Origin of the sequence: Rhodoferax sp. PAMC 29310, assembly GCF_017948265.1 — a bacterium.
Lineage (GTDB): Bacteria > Pseudomonadota > Gammaproteobacteria > Burkholderiales > Burkholderiaceae_C > Rhodoferax.
The window spans coordinates 3,531,327-3,548,840 of sequence record NZ_CP072852.1 but is presented as its reverse complement, the minus strand read 5'-3'; the positions used below and the strand labels follow the sequence as shown (position 1 = coordinate 3,548,840).

Annotated in this window: 14 protein-coding genes; 9 read left to right on the top strand and 5 right to left on the bottom strand. The window is 61.0% G+C overall.

Annotation, left to right across the window (positions count from 1 at the left end; genetic code table 11):
• Positions 1 to 153: 153 nt before the first annotated feature.
• Positions 154 to 1,080 (bottom strand): LysR family transcriptional regulator, encoded by a 927-nt coding sequence (locus J8G15_RS16475; protein ID WP_210543472.1) that lies wholly within the window; start codon positions 1,078 to 1,080, stop codon positions 154 to 156.
• 80 nt (positions 1,081 to 1,160) lie between these two features.
• Between J8G15_RS16475 and lysA the strand changes: the two genes are divergently transcribed.
• Entirely contained in the window at positions 1,161 to 2,411 is a 1,251-nt protein-coding gene (gene lysA, locus J8G15_RS16470) for a diaminopimelate decarboxylase (RefSeq protein ID WP_210543470.1), read from the top strand.
• A 303-nt stretch (positions 2,412 to 2,714) separates the two neighbouring features.
• On the opposite strand, the gene J8G15_RS16465 is transcribed toward lysA, so the two are convergent.
• A complete protein-coding gene (locus J8G15_RS16465) occupies positions 2,715 to 2,999 on the bottom strand; it encodes a GNAT family N-acetyltransferase (RefSeq protein ID WP_210543468.1) in 285 nt (94 codons plus the stop codon).
• 263 nt (positions 3,000 to 3,262) lie between these two features.
• Here J8G15_RS16465 and J8G15_RS16460 point away from each other — a divergent pair, with 263 nt between their 5' ends.
• The 5 genes from J8G15_RS16460 (at position 3,263) to J8G15_RS16440 (ending at position 7,662) form a co-directional block, all read left to right on the top strand.
• Positions 3,263 to 4,414: an SPFH domain-containing protein gene (locus J8G15_RS16460; protein ID WP_210543466.1), complete on the top strand. Its 1,152-nt coding sequence runs from the start codon at positions 3,263 to 3,265 to the stop codon at positions 4,412 to 4,414.
• Positions 4,415 to 4,435: 21 nt separating this feature from the next.
• Positions 4,436 to 5,755, top strand: a complete 1,320-nt coding sequence (locus J8G15_RS16455; protein WP_210543465.1) for a TFIIB-type zinc ribbon-containing protein — start codon at positions 4,436 to 4,438, stop codon at positions 5,753 to 5,755.
• Positions 5,748 to 6,014, top strand: a complete 267-nt coding sequence (locus J8G15_RS16450) for a hypothetical protein (protein ID WP_210543464.1) — start codon at positions 5,748 to 5,750, stop codon at positions 6,012 to 6,014. Before J8G15_RS16455 ends, J8G15_RS16450 begins: the two co-directional genes overlap by 8 nt.
• Before the next feature lie 284 nt (positions 6,015 to 6,298).
• Positions 6,299 to 7,042 carry a glutathione S-transferase family protein gene (locus tag J8G15_RS16445; RefSeq protein ID WP_210543463.1) on the top strand — a complete coding sequence of 248 codons (744 nt, stop codon included), beginning with the start codon at positions 6,299 to 6,301 and terminating at the stop codon, positions 7,040 to 7,042.
• Between the two features lie 2 nt (positions 7,043 to 7,044).
• On the top strand, positions 7,045 to 7,662 hold the full coding sequence (locus J8G15_RS16440; protein WP_210543462.1) for a glutathione S-transferase family protein: 618 nt from the start codon (positions 7,045 to 7,047) through the stop codon (positions 7,660 to 7,662).
• 270 nt (positions 7,663 to 7,932) lie between these two features.
• On the opposite strand, the gene J8G15_RS21670 is transcribed toward J8G15_RS16440, so the two are convergent.
• Entirely contained in the window at positions 7,933 to 8,838 is a 906-nt protein-coding gene (locus tag J8G15_RS21670; protein ID WP_240538339.1) for a bifunctional diguanylate cyclase/phosphodiesterase, read from the bottom strand.
• 12 nt (positions 8,839 to 8,850) lie between these two features.
• Entirely contained in the window at positions 8,851 to 9,714 is an 864-nt protein-coding gene (locus J8G15_RS21665) for a diguanylate cyclase domain-containing protein (protein WP_240538338.1), read from the bottom strand.
• Positions 9,715 to 9,990: 276 nt separating this feature from the next.
• Here J8G15_RS21665 and J8G15_RS16430 point away from each other — a divergent pair, with 276 nt between their 5' ends.
• Positions 9,991 to 10,728 carry an ABC transporter substrate-binding protein gene (locus J8G15_RS16430; protein ID WP_240538577.1) on the top strand — a complete coding sequence of 246 codons (738 nt, stop codon included), beginning with the start codon at positions 9,991 to 9,993 and terminating at the stop codon, positions 10,726 to 10,728.
• A gap of 34 nt (positions 10,729 to 10,762) precedes the next feature.
• Here the strand turns inward: J8G15_RS16430 and J8G15_RS16425 are convergent, their stop codons facing one another.
• The gene (locus J8G15_RS16425; RefSeq protein WP_210543460.1) at positions 10,763 to 12,358 is read right to left on the bottom strand and encodes a sensor histidine kinase; all 1,596 of its coding nucleotides are present in this window, start codon (positions 12,356 to 12,358) and stop codon (positions 10,763 to 10,765) included.
• A 489-nt stretch (positions 12,359 to 12,847) separates the two neighbouring features.
• On the opposite strand from J8G15_RS16425, the gene J8G15_RS16420 reads away from it, so the two are divergent.
• Both J8G15_RS16420 and J8G15_RS16415 read left to right on the top strand, forming a co-directional pair.
• The gene (locus J8G15_RS16420) at positions 12,848 to 16,849 is read left to right on the top strand and encodes a Pls/PosA family non-ribosomal peptide synthetase (RefSeq protein WP_210543459.1); all 4,002 of its coding nucleotides are present in this window, start codon (positions 12,848 to 12,850) and stop codon (positions 16,847 to 16,849) included.
• Positions 16,849 to 17,451, top strand: coding sequence for a 4'-phosphopantetheinyl transferase superfamily protein (locus tag J8G15_RS16415; protein ID WP_210543457.1), 603 nt, complete (start codon positions 16,849 to 16,851; stop codon positions 17,449 to 17,451). Before J8G15_RS16420 ends, J8G15_RS16415 begins: the two co-directional genes overlap by 1 nt.
• Positions 17,452 to 17,514 lie beyond the last annotated feature (63 nt).

Genomic DNA, 17,514 nt, shown 5'->3' with positions numbered 1-17,514 from the left:
GCCGCTTGACGCGGAATTAGCTGGCAAAAGCTGGCTGCGGGAATCGATTCAACAATGTATGAGGCTACCATAATGAGAACGACTCTCATTTGCAATGGCGCAATAATTAACTCAACAAATTTCCGTCCGGCCTCATCCATTCAGCGTGAGCCGCTATTGATTACGCAGCAGTTGGCGGCACCCTTGCTCCAAGGCTGTTACCAATTGGCCGCGCAGGGGGTGAGGGGCGGCCACACTGGGTAGCAGCAGGCTCACGTTGAAAGGGATGGCCACGCTGAGAGGTCGAACCATCAGATTGGGCCCGGCCATGGCCGCTGCGGTGAGCGGGTTGACGATGGCCACACCCAGGCCTTGTTGCACCATGGCGCACACGGCGACGGCACTGGTGGTTTCCAGCCAACCGGTGCGCTGCACGCCGGCGCTGGCAAACATGGCGTCAATGGCGGCGCGGTAGGGGTCGCCCTCGGCCAGGCTCACGAAGCGCTCGTTTGCAAAATCGACGGGCTGCAGAACGGCTTTCTGGCACAACGGGTGCCCGGCGGGCAGCACGGCGACTTCGTTCACTTGCAGCAGCGGCAGCAGTTCAACCCCTGTGGGCGCCTGCGTGGTTTCGCTCAAGCCCACATCAAAACGCTGCTCGCTCAGGGCCTGCTCCAGCCAAGGTGACTCCAGCGGACACACGCTCACCGCCGCGTCGGGCAAGGCCTGGGCAAAGTGCACCAAGGCGCCGGGGACCATCGCATGGGCGAGCGCGGGCAGGCAGGCCAGTTGCAAGCGCCCCGTGGTCAAGGTGCGCAACTCCTGCGCGCGGGTGGCAATGTGCTCCAACCCGACGAACGAGCGCTCCACCTCCTGCATCAACGCCAGCGCGCGCACGGTGGGGCGCAGTCGCCCGCGCAGGCGGTCAAACAAGTCAAAGCCCAGCAACTGCTCCAACCGCGCCAGTTCACGGCTCAACGTGGGCTGGGAGCTGTGGCAGACCTCGGCGGCGCGGCTGAGGTTGCCCTGCACCATGATCGCGCGAAACATGCTGAGCTGGCGGTGGGTGAGCAAAGGTGGGCTGGCGGGGGCGCTGATCATGCGCAAACTATATCCAACCTGAATACATGACACACAAAAATGGCATTGCTTGAATTGATATGTGTGGGCATGATCGACCTATGAACCCCTTCAGCCCCACCACCCTGTCCCAACTCGCCCAACAACACGGTACACCCCTGTGGGTTTACGACGCTGCCGTCATCGAGCGCCAGATCAGCGCCCTGCGCCAGTTTGACGTCGTGCGTTTTGCGCAAAAAGCCAACTCCAACACCCACATCCTGAGGCTCATGCGCGCCCAAGGCGTGAAGGTGGACGCCGTGTCCCTAGGCGAGATCGAGCGCGCACTGGCTGCGGGTTATCTGCCGGGCCTGCACAACGGCCACTACGAGATTGTGTTCACAGCGGACGTGATGGACCGTGCCACACTGGCCCGCGTCACCGAGCTGGGCATTCCCGTGAACTGCGGCTCCATGGACATGTTGGATCAAATCGGCCAGGTCAAGCCCGGCCACCCCGTGTGGCTGCGCATCAACCCCGGCTTTGGCCACGGCCACAGCAACAAAACCAACACCGGTGGCGAGCACAGCAAGCACGGCATCTGGCACACCGACCTGCCCACGGCCTGCACCAAAGTCAGGGCCAATGGCCTGACCCTGCTGGGCCTGCACATGCACATTGGCTCGGGCGTGGATTACTCGCACCTGCAAGAGGTGTGCGGCGCCATGGTGGCGCTGGTCAAAACCGTGGCCACGCTGGGCATGGACCTGCAAGCCATCTCGGCCGGCGGCGGTTTGTCCATTCCTTACCAGGCAGACGAGCCCATTATCGACACCGCGCACTACTTTGCTTTGTGGGACACCGCGCGCCAAGAAGTCGCCACCTTGTTGGGCCACCCCGTGACTTTGGAGTTGGAGCCCGGCCGCTACCTCGTGGCCGAATCCGGCGTGCTGGTAACTGAAGTGCGCGCCACCAAAGACATGGGCAACAACCACTTTGTGATGGTTGACGCCGGCTTTAGCGACCTGATGCGCCCCTCGATGTACGGCAGCTTTCACGGCATGAGCGTCATCACAGCCAGTGGGCAAGACGTCACCGGCGCCTTCAAAGACACCGTGGTCGCCGGTCCGCTGTGCGAGTCGGGGGATGTGTTCACGCAGGGCGAAGGCGGCGTGGTGCTGCAACGCCCGCTGCCTGCGGCGAACGTGGGGGATTTGGTGGTGATTCACGACACCGGTGCTTACGGTGCCTCCATGTCCTCCAACTACAACTCCCGCCCTTTGATTCCCGAGGTGCTGGTCGAGCAGGGCCAGCCCCGTCTGATTCGGCGCAAACAGACCGTGGCCGAGCTGCTGGCGCTGGAAGCGGTTTAAGCGAATTGTGAGACCGTGCGGGATATAATTTGCTATTAAATAAATAGCTACTCCCGCACAGTGGATATGAGAAAACGGCACTTTTCTTATAAATACTACTCAACAAAGCCGGACTGAGCCTCAGGGCCTGCCGGGCTTTGAGATAGGGAACGGCGACACGCCCTTGTTGGCAGCAGGGCGATCCCGTCAATGCTCGCGTCGATGCCAAAAGCAATTGAGAAGCGGCGACAGCGTGGAGCGCTCATAGAACCCCACCGACTCCGGGACGGAATTGAGAATGATGCTCACGCCAGGCCCCAGATGTTAGCGGACCTCTTCGATCAGCCGTGCCCCAATGCCTTGTCGCTGGGCGTTTTCATGGACCACCAAGTCCGACAGGTAGCAACAAAACACAAAATCGATCACGGCTCTTGCAATGCCGACGAGGACGCCGTCGATTCTGGCCGTCAAGACCACATTGGCGTTGCGAAGCATCGCGTCAAGACGGACCAAGTCATCCACGGGCCGGCGCACACCCAGCCCCGACGCCAATAACAAGGTCCGAAATTCCTCGGCGGATACCGTCGTTTCGGCGGCGAAAATTGGCATTGGCGTACTCATACTTATCCTACAGTTTTGGAGCATTTTCACTTACCCGCTCCGGCGCATTTTGGCTAGCGACCAACTGGGTGATGCGGGTCGGAGTCGGCTTTCCTGATCTTGCTGACCCCTTGTCGAATCGGGGGCAGGTCCCGCGTTAGGGGGCCGGACCGCTGTACCACGCGGGAGCGCTCTGGGCCCTGCGCCCGGTCATATATAGTTTTCCGCGTATGTCGGGTACTGTGCTCGGCCAGGAATAGCGGAGAAATATCATGGGTCTTATTCAGGCAGTGGTGGGTTCGATCGGCGGTACGCTTGCTGACCAGTGGAAGGACTTCTACACGGTACCGGGCGGGTTGCCTGCAACGGCGGCGCTGTTCGCCGCGGTGCCGCAAGGCACCAACGCCGGACGCGGCTCGAACACAAAGGGCTCCTCGAACATCATCACCAATGGCTCCAAGATCATCGTCCCCGAGGGCTATGGACTGCTGCTGTTCCAAGATGGCGCGATCACAGGCTTCGCTGCCGAGCCGGGCGGGTACGAATGGCGATCGGACGACCTCAACTCGAAGTCGATTTTCTCGGGCGATGGCCTGGTCGACTCGCTCATCAAGCAGAGCTGGGAGCGCTTCAAGTTTGGCGGCCAGCCGGGTTCGCAACAGGCCGCCTTCTTCGTCTCGTTGAAAGAGCTGCCGGACAACCGCTTCGGTACGCAATCCGAAATCTACTGGGACGACAGCTTGCTGGGCACCCAGGTCGGCGCGGTGACGCGCGGCTCCTACACGATGAAGATCGTCGATCCGATCCTGTTCGTGAAGCACTTCGTGCCGGCCACTTATCTCCAGAGCGGCCAGGTCTTCGACTTCACCGACATGGACAATGCCGCCGCCAGCCAGCTCTTCAACGAAGTGGTGAGTTCGCTCGCGCCGGCCTTCAGCCTGTACACGAACGACCCGGGCAAGGGCAATCGCATCACCAAGCTCCAGCAGGATTCGGTCGGTTTCGCCAAAAGCTTGTCCGACGCGGTGGAGAGCGCCTATCAGTGGAAGTCCGATCGCGGCCTGGCCATCGTCAAAACCGCCATTGTTTCCATTGAATACGACGCGAACACGCGCGAACTCCTCAAGACCGTGCAGCGCGCCGACGCGTTGGCCGGTGCACGCGGCAACTCCAACCTGCAGGCCAGCATTGTTCAGGGCATGCAGTCGGCTGGCGAAAACACCGGCGCGGCGGGCATGATGGGCCTGGGGATGGCATCGGGCATGATGGGCGGTATCGGCAGTTTGCAGCAGCCAGTTGCGCCGGCCACGCCGGCGGCGGACGACCCGATCGCCAAGTTGAAGCGAGCCAAGGAGATGCTCGATCTCGGCCTGATCACGCAGACCGATTACGACGCGGTTAAAGCCAAGGCGCTGGGTCTGTAAGCCGAAAATCGCGGAACAACCATGTCGAGCGCGGACATTCCGTCGTCAACGCCGGGGCGTCCAGCCACCGGCCCGGGGTCGCCACAGGACGTGCCACCGTCACCGGGCCGTTTTGCGATTGACCCGGCCACACTGCCCGAACCGATTCGAGATGAGTTGCAGGCGCCGGACCCGGCCGCCATCAACACGTCTGCCGACGAGCTCAAGGACGGCCTCAACCGCTGCCCAAAATGCGGTGCGACCGACATTCGGCACAAACCCGGCAGCGACCTGCTGATCTGCCTCTACTGCCGCAACGAATGGCATGGCAAGCGGGTCGAAGAGGAGTTCGGACTCGGCGTGGGCATTGACCAGCTCAAGGGCACGGTCATCGCGTCTGGCGCGCGGGACATCGCGGCCGACGCCGCCACCCTGATGAGCTTCAAGTGCACCGGCTGCGGCGCCGAGGTGACGATCAATACGGAAAGCGCCATGACGGCGCGTTGCCATTGGTGTCGCCACGTCTTTGGCGTCAACGAACAGGTGGCAAACGGCGCGGTGCCCGACGCGGTGTTGCCCTTTCATATCAAGAAGGACGATGCGGTCGCGCGCATCCGCCAATTCGTAGGCAAGCGTCGCATGTTTGCGCTGAAGGCCTTCAAGCAACAGTTCATCCCGGAGAACGTGATCAGCGTTTACCTGCCCTACATGATCGTCGATGGCAACACCAGCGTCAGTGTGGCGGGCAAGGCAGAGATCGAGACGCGCCGCTATACGCGGGGCAGCGGCAAAGACAAGACGACCTATTACGACGCCGACGTGTACCAGGTGGAACGGCATGTGGACTTCACCGTGGACGACCTTCCGCTGGAATCCTCCACTGTGCGCGGCAACCTGGACACGCGCGCCAACACCAACAACATCATCAACACGATCCTGCCGTTCGACACAAAGAACGCGGTGAAGTGGAACGCGTCCTACCTGATCGGTGTCTCGTCAGAGAAGCGCGACCAAGACGTGGAGCACTTGCGCCCGCGCCTGGAGGACCAGCTACTGTCGATCGCCCGCGCCCAGGTCGAGTCATCGATGGGCCGCTACGACCGCGGTGTGCGCTGCGAGCAAGAGCGCCTCAGCGTCCACGGCACGCGCTGGGTGTCCATGTACCTGCCGGTGTGGCTCTATTCGTACCACCAACCGGGCCGCAACGGTGGCATGCTGCACTACATTGCGGTGAACGGCCGCACCGGCAAACCATGGGCAGCGTGCCGGTGCAGCAGTGGAAGCTCCTGCTGGCAGCGCTCACCGTCGGCAGCTTCATCGAAGGCCTTGCCCTCTGGTTCTTGGGAGCCTCCTCATGAGTGAAGACAGCGGACTCTGGCTGCTGCTGGCCGGCCCGGCGGGTGCCGCCGGGCTGTACTGGGCCTTGTACCGTTATTACCGCAACACCGATAAATCGCACGCCGTCGAGCACGAAACGGCCGTCGAGGCCCAACCGGTGACCGGCTCGGACCACAAGTTCGACGAGGTGAAGGGCACACGGGAGTCGCGCATCTCTGACGACAACCTGCGTGCGTACCGCAAGCGCGTGAAACGTATCCGGGACGACACCGCCGCCCGCTGAAGGAGACGGAGACGGCGTGGGCCGCTCAAAACGCAGGTTCACGTCGCAGCAAACAAGGGAAACTTTTCAACGTTTCAAGTACTTGCCCGTGGCGGGCGATCAGCTGCACACGCTTGTTGATATCGACAAAGTCGTCGTCTTGGTGCCACTTCGCAACTTGTTTCAAGGACTGCTTTCGCAGCATTCCAGTCCACCCTGCCCCCTCGCACCTCAGCGACACAATCCCCACGACGAACCATCGGGGCTGACTATCATGCAGTTTTACCACCACGGGACACCGACGCATGATTGACCTCTATACCGCGGCAACACCCAACGGCCACAAGGTGTCGATCGCCTTGGAGGAGTTGGGCCTGCCCTACTCCCTGAAGGTGCTGGACTTCAGCCAAGATGAACAAAAGACATCTGCGTTCCTGGCCATCAACCCCAACGGCCGCATTCCCGCCATAGTGGACCGGGACGCGGACGACTTTGCGGTGTTCGAGTCCGGTGCCTGCCTGATTTACCTGGCCGAGAAAACCGGGCAGCTGATGCCCAACGACGCCAAGGGGCGCTCCCGGGTGCTGCAATGGCTGATGTTCCAGATCGGCGGCATCGGCCCGATGATGGGGCAAGCCAATGTCTTCTACCGCTACTTCCCCGAAAAAATTCAGCCCGTGATTGACCGCTATCAGGGTGAGACCCGGCGCTTGTTTGGGGTGCTGGACGGGCAACTCAAAGACAACGAGTATCTGGCGGGTGACTACTCCATTGCCGACATCGCCAACTGGGCCTGGGTACGCACGCACCGCTGGTCGGGCGTGGAACTGGACGGCTTGCCATACCTGAAGCGCTGGCGCGACCAGCTTCGCGCCCGCCCCGCCGTTCAGCGCGGCATTGAGCAACCGGCCGCCAAGGTGGACCTGGCGCGTGATGGCGATGCCGCCGCGCAGCGATTTGCACTGGAAGCCCGGCGCATGGTGGAAATGGGGCAGCCACGCTCCACCGCCACAGCGACATCCACAACCACAACCACCGAAGGACCCTAATCATGAAACTCTTCACCTCCCCCGGCGCGCCCAACCCCCGGCGCGTCGCTATGTTCATGAGCGAGAAAAACATCAGCGGGATTGAGCTGATGCCCGTGGACCTCAACGCGCTGGAACACAAAGCCGCCAGTTTTCGTGCCAAGAGCTCCATGGCGCGGGTGCCCGCGCTGGAGCTGGACGACTGCCGCATGCTGACGGAAACCCGCGCCATCTGCACCTACCTGGAAGGCCTCTACCCCACGCCCAACCTGATGGGTGTGGACGCCGAGGAGCGTGCCTTCATTGAAATGGCAGACCGCCGCGTGGAGTGGTATTTCATGCTGCCCGCCGCCAGTTGTGTGCGCCACACCCATCCGGGCCTGGCGCCGCTGGAGAACCCGCAGTTCCCCGATTTCGGCCAGGCCCAGGCCCCCAAGGTGCTGGAATTTGCCACTTGGCTGGACGGTGAGCTGCAGCGCCAGTCCTGGGTGGCGGGTGAACGCTTCACCGTGGCTGACATCACCGCGTTTTGCACCCTGGAATTCGCCCGACTGATGCGCTTCAAGGCCGACCGGGCAGGTTTGACGGCCCTGCAGGCCTGGCGTGACCGCATGGCGGCGCGGCCCAGCGCGGCGGCCTGAGTTGGAGCCCACCGCGTCCAGGGCAATCTGGGCCTGACATGCGAAGAGAATTGCAAAGAAGGGGGGGTGCCCGTAGTGACCTGCCTTTGAACGCCCGGGAGTACCCCAAGCACTCCCGAACGGCCGCTTGCTTGAATCACGGTCTACGTAGCAGGCACGCAAAAATCATGGACGGTGGTAGTGACTGGCCAGCGGTTGCCAGTCACCTGAAAAGTAGTGGCCTTTATTTGCTGCAGTGCATTGCCGGGTCTTGGTCAGAAAAACCAAGCCTCACAAAGCCACACGACGGTCGTGCAGCCACTGCGTCAGCTCTTTCGGAGCCATGGGGCGGCCATAAAAATAGCCTTGTGCAAGATGGCAACCCATCAAGCGCAGCGTATTGGCCTGAAGCTCAGTTTCCACCCCTTCTGCGATCACTGACAAATTAAGGTTTCTCCCCAATTCAATGACCATGGCAGCAATCGGCCCGCCCAAAATATCTGAACTCAATTCATTCACAAATGCTCGATCTATCTTTAACCGGTCAACCGGTAGTTGGCGCAAACGGCTAAGCGACGAATAACCCGTTCCAAAGTCATCAATGGAAATGCTGACCCCAAGGGCCTTGATTTCTGCAAACCGCCCCAGCATAAACTCCGGGTCCTCCATGGCGACAGACTCAGTGATTTCCAGTTCCAGCATCGCCGCGCTTACCTGGGTGTCGGCAATCGCACTTTCCAGCTTGGTCACAAAATCCGGGCTTCGAAACTGCAGTTGCGACACGTTGACGGACATCCTGAGCTCCGGATAGCCGATGCCCTGCAAACGCAACAACTCATAGCAGGCCACTCTCAACACCCAGTCGCCAAGGGCAATGATCAACCCGGAGGTTTCAGCCAGCGGAATGAACCGGTCTGGAGGGATGTAAATGCCTTCGTCATTGCGCCAACGCAGCAAGGCCTCCATGCCCACCACCTTGCCACCGTCGAGCTCGACTTGAGGTTGATAGACGACAAACAATCGCTCGGCCTCTACAGCCAAACGCAGGCCTTGCAAAAGACGAATTCGCTCTCGAATGGCGGCCCCCATTTCTTGCGTGTAAACCACGCAACTGCCGCGACTGAGTTTTTTGGCCCGCTTCAAGGCAATGTGCGCATTTTGAATAACGTCCAGACCGCCCTCCTTGGCGCCGGACAAATGAACCAGGCCCTAGGTTGCCGTCACCCGCATGGAATTGTTCTGCCCCAGGAACGGAGCGCCCAGCAATGCGAGCAGTTCTTCGGGATTGATAGCTCCGGCAGAGCCCATCAAGCCGAAGGAATCACTGCCAATGCGTGCCAATACCGTGTCCGGACCCAACGACGCGGTCAATCGTTGGGCCACGACTTGCAGCAACCGGTCCCCATGCTGGTGACCCAGCGTATCGTTCACCTCTGAGAAATCATCCAGATCCAAAATGGCAACCACCCCGTCGTCCCCATCGCTTTTGCGAAGGCGCTCTTCGATCAAGTCGATGAACCGGTTCCGGTTGGGCAGGCAGGACAGGCTGTCGTAATAGGCCAGCTTGTCCAAGGCCTGAATTTGTTCATACGTTCTCAGCGCCGCCACAATGGTCAGATACAGTCTGGCACGGGTCAGCTCGGACTTGGTTTTGTAGTCGTTAATGTCGAACTTGTCGATTGACTCGATTTCTGGTGCGTAGCCGGGCTGCCCGGTTCTCAAAATAATACGCAAATCCGTCAGTCGAAGGTCTTGGCGAATTACTTTCACCAGGGCCAATCCAGAGTCTTCGCGTTCCATGACCACGTCCAGCAGGACAACAGCAATATCTTGCTCCCGCCGCAAAATGGCAGTGGCCTCATGAGCGGTGTAGGCATGTAAAAATTCAAGCGGACGCCCCAACAGGGTCAAGCCATTCAGCGCCAAGGTGGTCGCACGGTGAACATCAGGCTCGTCGTCAACGATGAGCAGGCGCCAAACCAGCCCGGACTGGGTCGCGGATAAGTCCGCCTCCTCGACGAATTCGAGAAGGTCCGTATCGTTTGACGGAGAAGCCAGGTCCACAGATGTCATTCAGGAATTGTGCAGTAACTTACTGGGGCTGTCCAAAGCATTTTCCATTGACTTTTAAACGAAAACCAACGGCCCGGGCCCCGACTCAAAGAGCGGAACAGTGTAACTACTGAGCTCCTTGCACCAATACAGAGCATGGACGAATCCATTTCCTGCGAAATTGCGTCGCCTCGCTGGCCGAGCCCGGATTTCCATGTAAGCTGGTCATATGGGTAACGGCAAGGAGACACTATGGACATGAGAATCCGGCGGTTTTAGGCGGTGTTGTGCTTGGCAGTGGCCTTGCCGGCCGCGGCGCAAAAGCCCATTATTAAAATAGCAACCGGGGAGCTTGCACCCTATGCCACGGAGTCCCGCACCGATCAGGGGATCGCGCTGAGCATTGTGCGAAAAGCATTTGAATTGCAGGGCTATACCGTGGAGTACACGTTTATGCCCTGGTCGCGCACTTTGACCGAGGCCAAGATTGGGAAGTGGGATGGCACCGCCTATTGGGGCCGCAAGCCTGAGCACGAGTCCTCCTTTCTCATCAGCGACAACATCCTCACTGAGCAATGGGTATTTGTCTACCGCAATGCCTTGAAATTCAACTGGACCGCCCTGACTGATTTGCGTCCGTACCGGATGGCCTTGATTCAGGACTACACCTACACCCCAGAGATTTGGGCCATGGTCAAGACGGGGGAGCTGACGGTTGAGCGACTGGCCAACGACGAGGCCGCACTCAAAATGCTATTGACAAACCGCATCGACGTCGCTCCGATGGAGCGCAACGTGGCCTGTGACTTGTTGCGTCGCAACTTCAATACTGAGGAGGCCCATCGACTATCCGTGCATCCCAAGCTGATGACCGACAGCTTCACCACCCATTTGATGCTGCCTCGCTCCAACAGCGCCAGTGCGGCGCGAATGGCTGATTTCAACCAAGGCGTGAGCAAGCTTCGAAGTTCAAAAGACTACGCGAATCTTCTGTCTCAGGTCAGTTGCCCGACCGGCTGGGTTGGTGGGAAATAGCCGCTAGCGGGACCACCTGGAGAACTCTGTTGGTTTATTCGAGTTCAGCTTCTACTGGCGCCACCAGCGGTAGCAGCAGAATGAACCGCGTTCCGACCGCGACTTCGCTTTCGACCCGAATGGTTCCACCCAGTACATCGGTCACCAGGTTGTAGACAATATTCAGTCCGAGGCCACTTCCACCCAAACCCAACCGGGTGGTGAAGAACGGATCAAAAATTCGCGTCAGGTTTGCTTGAGGAATTCCAAACCCGTTGTCCCCCACGACCAACTCCACTTGTTCGGGAGACACACGATGCGCCGAAAGAGAAATTTCTCCCTGGGAATTTTCATCAAACGCATGCAAGAGCGCGTTGTGCAGCAGATTACTAAGAACTTGCCCCAGTGCCCCTGGGTAACTATCAAGGAAAACGCCTTCTGGCAGGTCGTCGGTCACCGTCACATGCGCGCGACGAATCGTGGCCCCAATGGTTTGCAGAGTATGGCGAGCCACTTCTTGCAGAGAGAATCGGCGACGCTGCGAGCTAGTTCGATCCACGGCCACTTGCTTGAAGCTTCCAATCAAGGTCGCGGCGGCCTCCAGGTTGCGCATCAGAATGTCGCTGGCTTCGTTGGCGTGCTGGACATAGCTGTTCAAGCCCGAGCGAGTCATGCCGCTTTGCATGGTTCGGGTCAGTTGATGGCTCATGCCTTGCAAAGAACTGGCCACGGTGATGCAAATTCCAATGGGGGTGTTGAGTTCATGGGCAACACCCGCTACCAGGGCGCCCAGTGCGGCCAGACGCTCGGCGCGTTGGATTTCATTTTGTGCAATCTCCAAATTGGCCATCGCATTGAGAAGCTCCTGATTCGCCGTGTTCAGGTCCAGCGTGCGTTCAGCCACACGCTGCTCCAAACCCGCATTGAGGTCGCGAACTTCCTCAATGTGGTGTCCCAGCTTTTGTCGCATCCGATCCATGCCCAGAGCCAGCTCACCCATTTCATCTTCACGCATGGCGATCACCGGCAGAGTCAGCTCACCTTTTGACAGACGATCGGCATCCTGTTGCAAGCGACGCAGCGGGCGCATCAGACGCAACTCAACCAACAACACCAGCAACACAATCGAGGCCACCAGTTGCAAAAGCAACGCACCGCCCACGCCCATTAGGTTTCTCAAAAATTTCTGCTCAACCTGGGCCGTGCTCATCTCAATCGACACCCGGCCAATGACTCGATCCGACCAGACGATCGGACGCTCTTCCCGAACAATCGTGCCGCCTCGGGGGCGCGGATTTTCGACCACCAGAACCGAGCCCAGGGTTGCATCCACAACACTGATCTTGACCACGCTGGGGTTCGTCATGATCGAGCGGACAAAAGAGTTGGCCAGCATGATGTCCATTTGCCACAATGGCAAAGGGATTGTTTTCTCCAACATGCCGACATACTGGCGCAGCAGAGAGGTCACTTGGAGGTCAATCTCGCGCTCGTAACTGTCAACGGCGAGATAGGTCCCGACCACCGCCGCCGGCAGAAGAATGCCCACGGAGATGCCCAGCATGACGGTGCGTTTCAGGGAAAGAGTGCGCCATCTACCCTTGTCCAAGGTGAGTGGCAATGCCTGAAAAAAAGCGCCGAATCGTTTCATGCGTGAGGGGTGCGTCCTGGATCAACTGCCTTATTGAAAAACCCGAAGTCGTCGGGTTTCCCTGATCAATGGCTTCTCCATTATGCGGCCAGCCCTTGTGCAGGGAGCCTAAAAATGATCCCTTGGGCGCGCAATTCAACGCTCAAGGGCGCATGCACCTCGCCTGCGCCGTGAATGACTTGGGCTCCACGTCTCTGCACAACCGCTAACTCACAATCCAAGTCCACCGTGGCCGGTGAACCACAAAAGCCCATGCTCCTTTCCGACTGTGGTGCAAATGGGCATCGCAGGACTTCTGCGGCGCTCACCTCTTCTTGGCCTTGGCTTGGTGGGTCTGGTCGTCAAGACACCCTGCGGCCAGACAGGTAAAACATGGCGCCACGCAGTACACTGCTGCGCCCACCACCCCGACGCCTGCCTTGGCCTGTGGTGCGCCTGTGCTTACCCGCCATCCTTCGCCTTGAGTGGGTTGGCTCTTGACTGCTTTGCATGACTGACGTTGTTGTTCACCCCGATATGCTTTTGGGGTCCCTGCTTCCCGACCTGATCCGGGTGGAGGTGCTGGCCGACCTGCTGGAGGCCACGGGAGAGCGCCTGCCCGATCAGACCGCGCTGATATTTGGCGACCGGCGCCTGAGCTACCGCGAACTGAACCAGGCGGCAGACCGGGTCGCCAGCCAACTGTTGAAAGCCGGCGTTCAGCCCGGCCAAGTAGTGGGTTTGTGCCTGCCACGCGGCATCGAGCTGCTCATCATGCAAGCCGGCATTGCCAAAACGGGCGCCGCCTGGTTGCCGCTGGAGGCCGACACCCCGGTGGACCGTATTGCTGTTTGCCTGGCCGATGCTCAATCACCGGGATTGGTCGGCTGCGCCCAACTGGCGCTTAGTTTTTCAGCCCTGCCCTGCCCGGTCTGGACTGCCGAAGCCCTGCTGGCCCCCACAAAGGACCCACTGCAGCGCCGCACCCACGTGCTGCCCAATCACCCCGCCTATGTGATTTACACCTCAGGCTCTACCGGCAAGCCCAAAGGCATTGCCATCAACCAGGGCAGCATCTGCCACTTTTTGCGCAGTGAAAATGCGCGGCTGGAAGTGAATGATCGCGACCGCGTTTACCAGGGCTTCTCGGTGGCCTTTGACATGTCGTTTGAGGAAATCTGGATCAGCTACCTGGCCGGCGCCACGTTGTGGATTGCGCCCAAAGACGTGGCCTCCGACCCCGAAGCCTTGCCCGTGGCCCTGCAGGCCAACGGCATCACCGTGTTGCACGCCGTGCCCACCTTGCTGGCGCTGTTCACCCAGGAGGTGCCCAGCCTGCGGTTGATCAACCTAGGCGGCGAGATGTGCCCGCCCTCGTTGGTGGCCCGCTGGGCGCGGCCCGGTCGGCAGATGTTCAACACCTACGGCCCCACAGAAACCACGGTGTCCGCGAGCTTGGCCGAGTTGCACGCGGGCGAAGCCGTCACGATTGGCCGGCCCCTGCCCAACTATGGGATGCTGGTGATTGACGCCGAGTCCACGGCTGAATTGACGCTGATGCCCCGAGGCGAGGTGGGCGAGCTGTGCATCACCGGGCCCGGCGTGTCCGACGGCTACCTGGGGCGACCGGACCTGACGGCTGAGAAGTTCCTGCCAAACCCCTGGGCCAGTCAACCGAATCAGGCCCGCCTGTACCGCACCGGCGACCTGGCCCGCATCGACGCCAACGGCCAGGTTCAATGCCTGGGCCGTACCGACGATCAAGTCAAAATTCGCGGATTTAGGGTCGAGTTGGGCGAGATAGAGGCCGTTTTAGCCCAACAAGCCGGCGTGGGAACGGTAGCCGTGGTGTTGCGGCAAGAAGGCGGGCTGGACCAACTGGTGGCGTTTTTGGTGAGCGACGCTGAAGTCACGCTGCAGCCCGGCACACTGCGCGGCGCCTTGAGCCAGGCACTGCCGCCCTATATGGTGCCCGGCTATTTTGAGCTGCTCACGGAGATGCCCCGCCTCACCTCGGGCAAGATCGACCGCAAGGCCCTGAAAGCCTGGCCTTTGGCGCCCCAGGTGCACAACCCCGCCGATGCGGACACGCCCGAAACGCCCGCGGAAGCCGCCTTGTTCGCCGCACTGGCCGCGCTGTTTCCCGGTCAACCTATTCGCCGCAGCGCCGACTTCTTCAGCGATCTGGGCGGGCACTCTTTGTTTGCGGCACGGCTGGCGTCCGCCCTGCGCGCCGACGCCCGCTTTGCCCACGTCACGGTGCGCGACATTTACCAAAACCGCCAGATTGGCCGCATTGCCAGCGCACTGGCCCAAGCGCCCGTGGACACCCCGCCCGTTGACACCACCTGGGAGGTGCCCTCCACTTGGCGGCGCTGGCGCTGCGGCCTCGCCCAGGCGGCGGTCATTCCGGCGCTGGTGGCGTTTCGCATGGGGCAATGGCTGGCGCCGTTCTTCATGTACCACTTTTTCACCGGTGAGCCGGACGACTCGCTGGCCCTGGCCATTGTGGTGGCCACCGCCTCGTTCCTGGTCATGACGTTGCTGGAGTTTGGCCTGGCCATTGCCGGCAAGTGGCTGATTGCCGGGCGGCTCAAGCCGGGGCGCTACCCCCTGTGGGGCATGACCTATTACCGCTGGTGGCTGGCCGACCGGCTGATCGAGGCTGCCCCCACCTACTTGCTCAACGGCTCGTCCTTGTACTGCTGGTGGCTTCGCGCGCTGGGCGCCCGTATTGGGCGTGACGTGGTCATCGGCTCGATCTCTCTGCGTGCGCCTGACCTGCTGACCGTGGGCGACGGCGTGAGCATTGGCAATGCGACCAATTTCGAGAACGCCCGCGTCGAGCACGGCTGGCTACGCCTGGGGGCAATTGAGCTGGGGGCCAACGCCGGCGTAGGTTCGTGCGCAATTCTGGAGGGCAACACCCGCATCGGCGCGGGCGGCCACCTGGAAGGGCAATCGGCCTTGAGCGACGGCGTAAATCTGCCAGAGGGGCGAATTTGGCGCGGCGCGCCAGCACGCGATGCCGGCGCCTTTGACCCAGCCAGCAACCCGCCACGCCCAGCCGTGAGCCGGCGCCGCCTGGCGCTGGAATCGGTTTACTTCCTACTGGGGGCGCTGGCCATCACCACGGTCTTTTTTCTGCCCGTGTTTCCAACCTTTGTGCTGATGGACCTGCTGGACAACACCGAGCTGTACCCCTGGCTGCAAAGTTCGGATGTCAGCTTTCAGCTGGCCAAGTACTTTGTGATGGCCTTCCCCGCGTCAGGCTTGATGATTGTTTGTACAGTGCTGTTGTCTGCTGTCATACGTTGGACTGTCTTGCCACGCATGAAGCCTGGCAGCTGGCCGGTGCACAGCAATTTGTACTGCGCCAAATGGCTGGTCAACCAGATTCAGGAGTCCAGCCTCAGTGTTTTGCACGGCGTGTATGCCACGGTGTACGCGCCATTTTGGTACCGCCTGCTGGGCGCCAAAGTGGGCAAAGGCGCAGAAATTTCGACCGCACAGGGCCTGGTGCCCGACATGCTGACCCTGGGGGACGACACCTTCATCGCCGACGCGGTGATGCTGGGCGACGAAAAAATCGATGGCGGCTGGATGACCATGCAGCCAACCGTGATTTCACGGCGCAGCTTTGTGGGCAACGGGGCCTACATTCCCGACGGCACGGTGCTGCCTGAGAACGTGCTGGTGGGTGTGCATTCCACCGTGCCCGACAACACCGCCATGCACGACGGCGACACCTGGCTGGGCTCGCCGCCCATGAACCTGCCCGCCCGCGAAGTGGTGCGCGGTTTCGCCGAGCACCTGACCTTTCGCCCCTCCCTGTGGCGTCGGCTGGGGCGGGGCTTGGTGGAGGCCGCGCGCATCATCACGCCGCATGCCATTGTGATTGCCGTGGGCTACACCGTGGTGCTGAACCTGATGCCCCTGGCAGGTGACGGCCAGTGGGCCGCAGTGACGGGCTATCTGGCCATGACCGGCCTGCTCTATGGCGTAGGCACCTTTGCCTTTGTTTTGGCGCTGAAATGGCTGCTGCTGGGCCGCTACGGCACCCGAAGTGTGCCGATGTGGACACCCTTTGTGTGGCTGTCCGAGGCGGTGACCAATCTGTACGAGGGCATTGCAGTGCCCAATTTCATGCGCTACCTGCGAGGCACGCCGTGGTTGCCCCTGGCGCTGAACTTGCTGGGCTGCCGCATTGGGCGCGGGGTGTACCTGGACACCACCGACATCACCGAATTTGACTGCGTCACCATCGGCGATCACAGTGAGGTGAACGGGCTGGCCTGTCCGCAGACCCATTTGTTTGAAGACCGCATCATGAAGATTGACCACGTCACCATCGGCAGCCGGGTCTACATGGGGCCGCGCAGTGCCGTGTTGTACAGCGCCGTGGTGGGCGACAACGCCAAGCTCGGCCCACTCACCCTGGTCATGAAGGGCGAGCACATTCCCGCCGCCAGCAGCTGGCTCGGCTGCCCGGCAGCGCCTGCCAGGGTGTGATGCGAACCCCGACTGGACCGGTGCCGGTCGTACAAGTCGACACCGGGTCGCCTTGGTCGGCCCTCGTTCCACGGTCAGAGCCGCTGTTCGTCATCGCCGTGAAAACGCCAGACAACCCGGATCGCACGGTGGCGCGCCAAGCCATCCGCACCTGCCTCACAGGCATTCTGGGCGAGATGTGGGGTTGCGAGCCCGCCGACGTCACGCTGACCCACACGCCGGGCCAGCCTTTGCGAGCGCAGGGCCCGCATTCGCCGGAGTGGGGCTTGTCGGTGAGCCATGAGGCAGGCCTATCGGTGGCGGCCGTGAACCGCTTGGGGCCGGTGGGCGTGGACATCGTCTGCGAGTCACCGGCCTTTGACTGGCACGCCGTCGCGCACGACTACATGGGGCCGGCGATGGCAAGGCAACTCGCGTCACAACCGTTGGTCTCCCAAAACCAGCAGTTCCTGCGCGCCTGGGCTCGCCACGAGGCGGGCCTCAAATGCTTGTCACTGGGTCTGGTGGAATGGAGCCCGGCTTTGCAATCCCGCCTGGCGGCCCTGCAAGTGGTGGACCTCGAGCTGCCTGCGGGCTGGCTGGGCACGATTGTCTGCCCCTGAGCGTCGCGGTCACTGCTTCACGCCACCAAGCACTCCGCTTGTCAGGCGCGTAAGTCAAGTGGG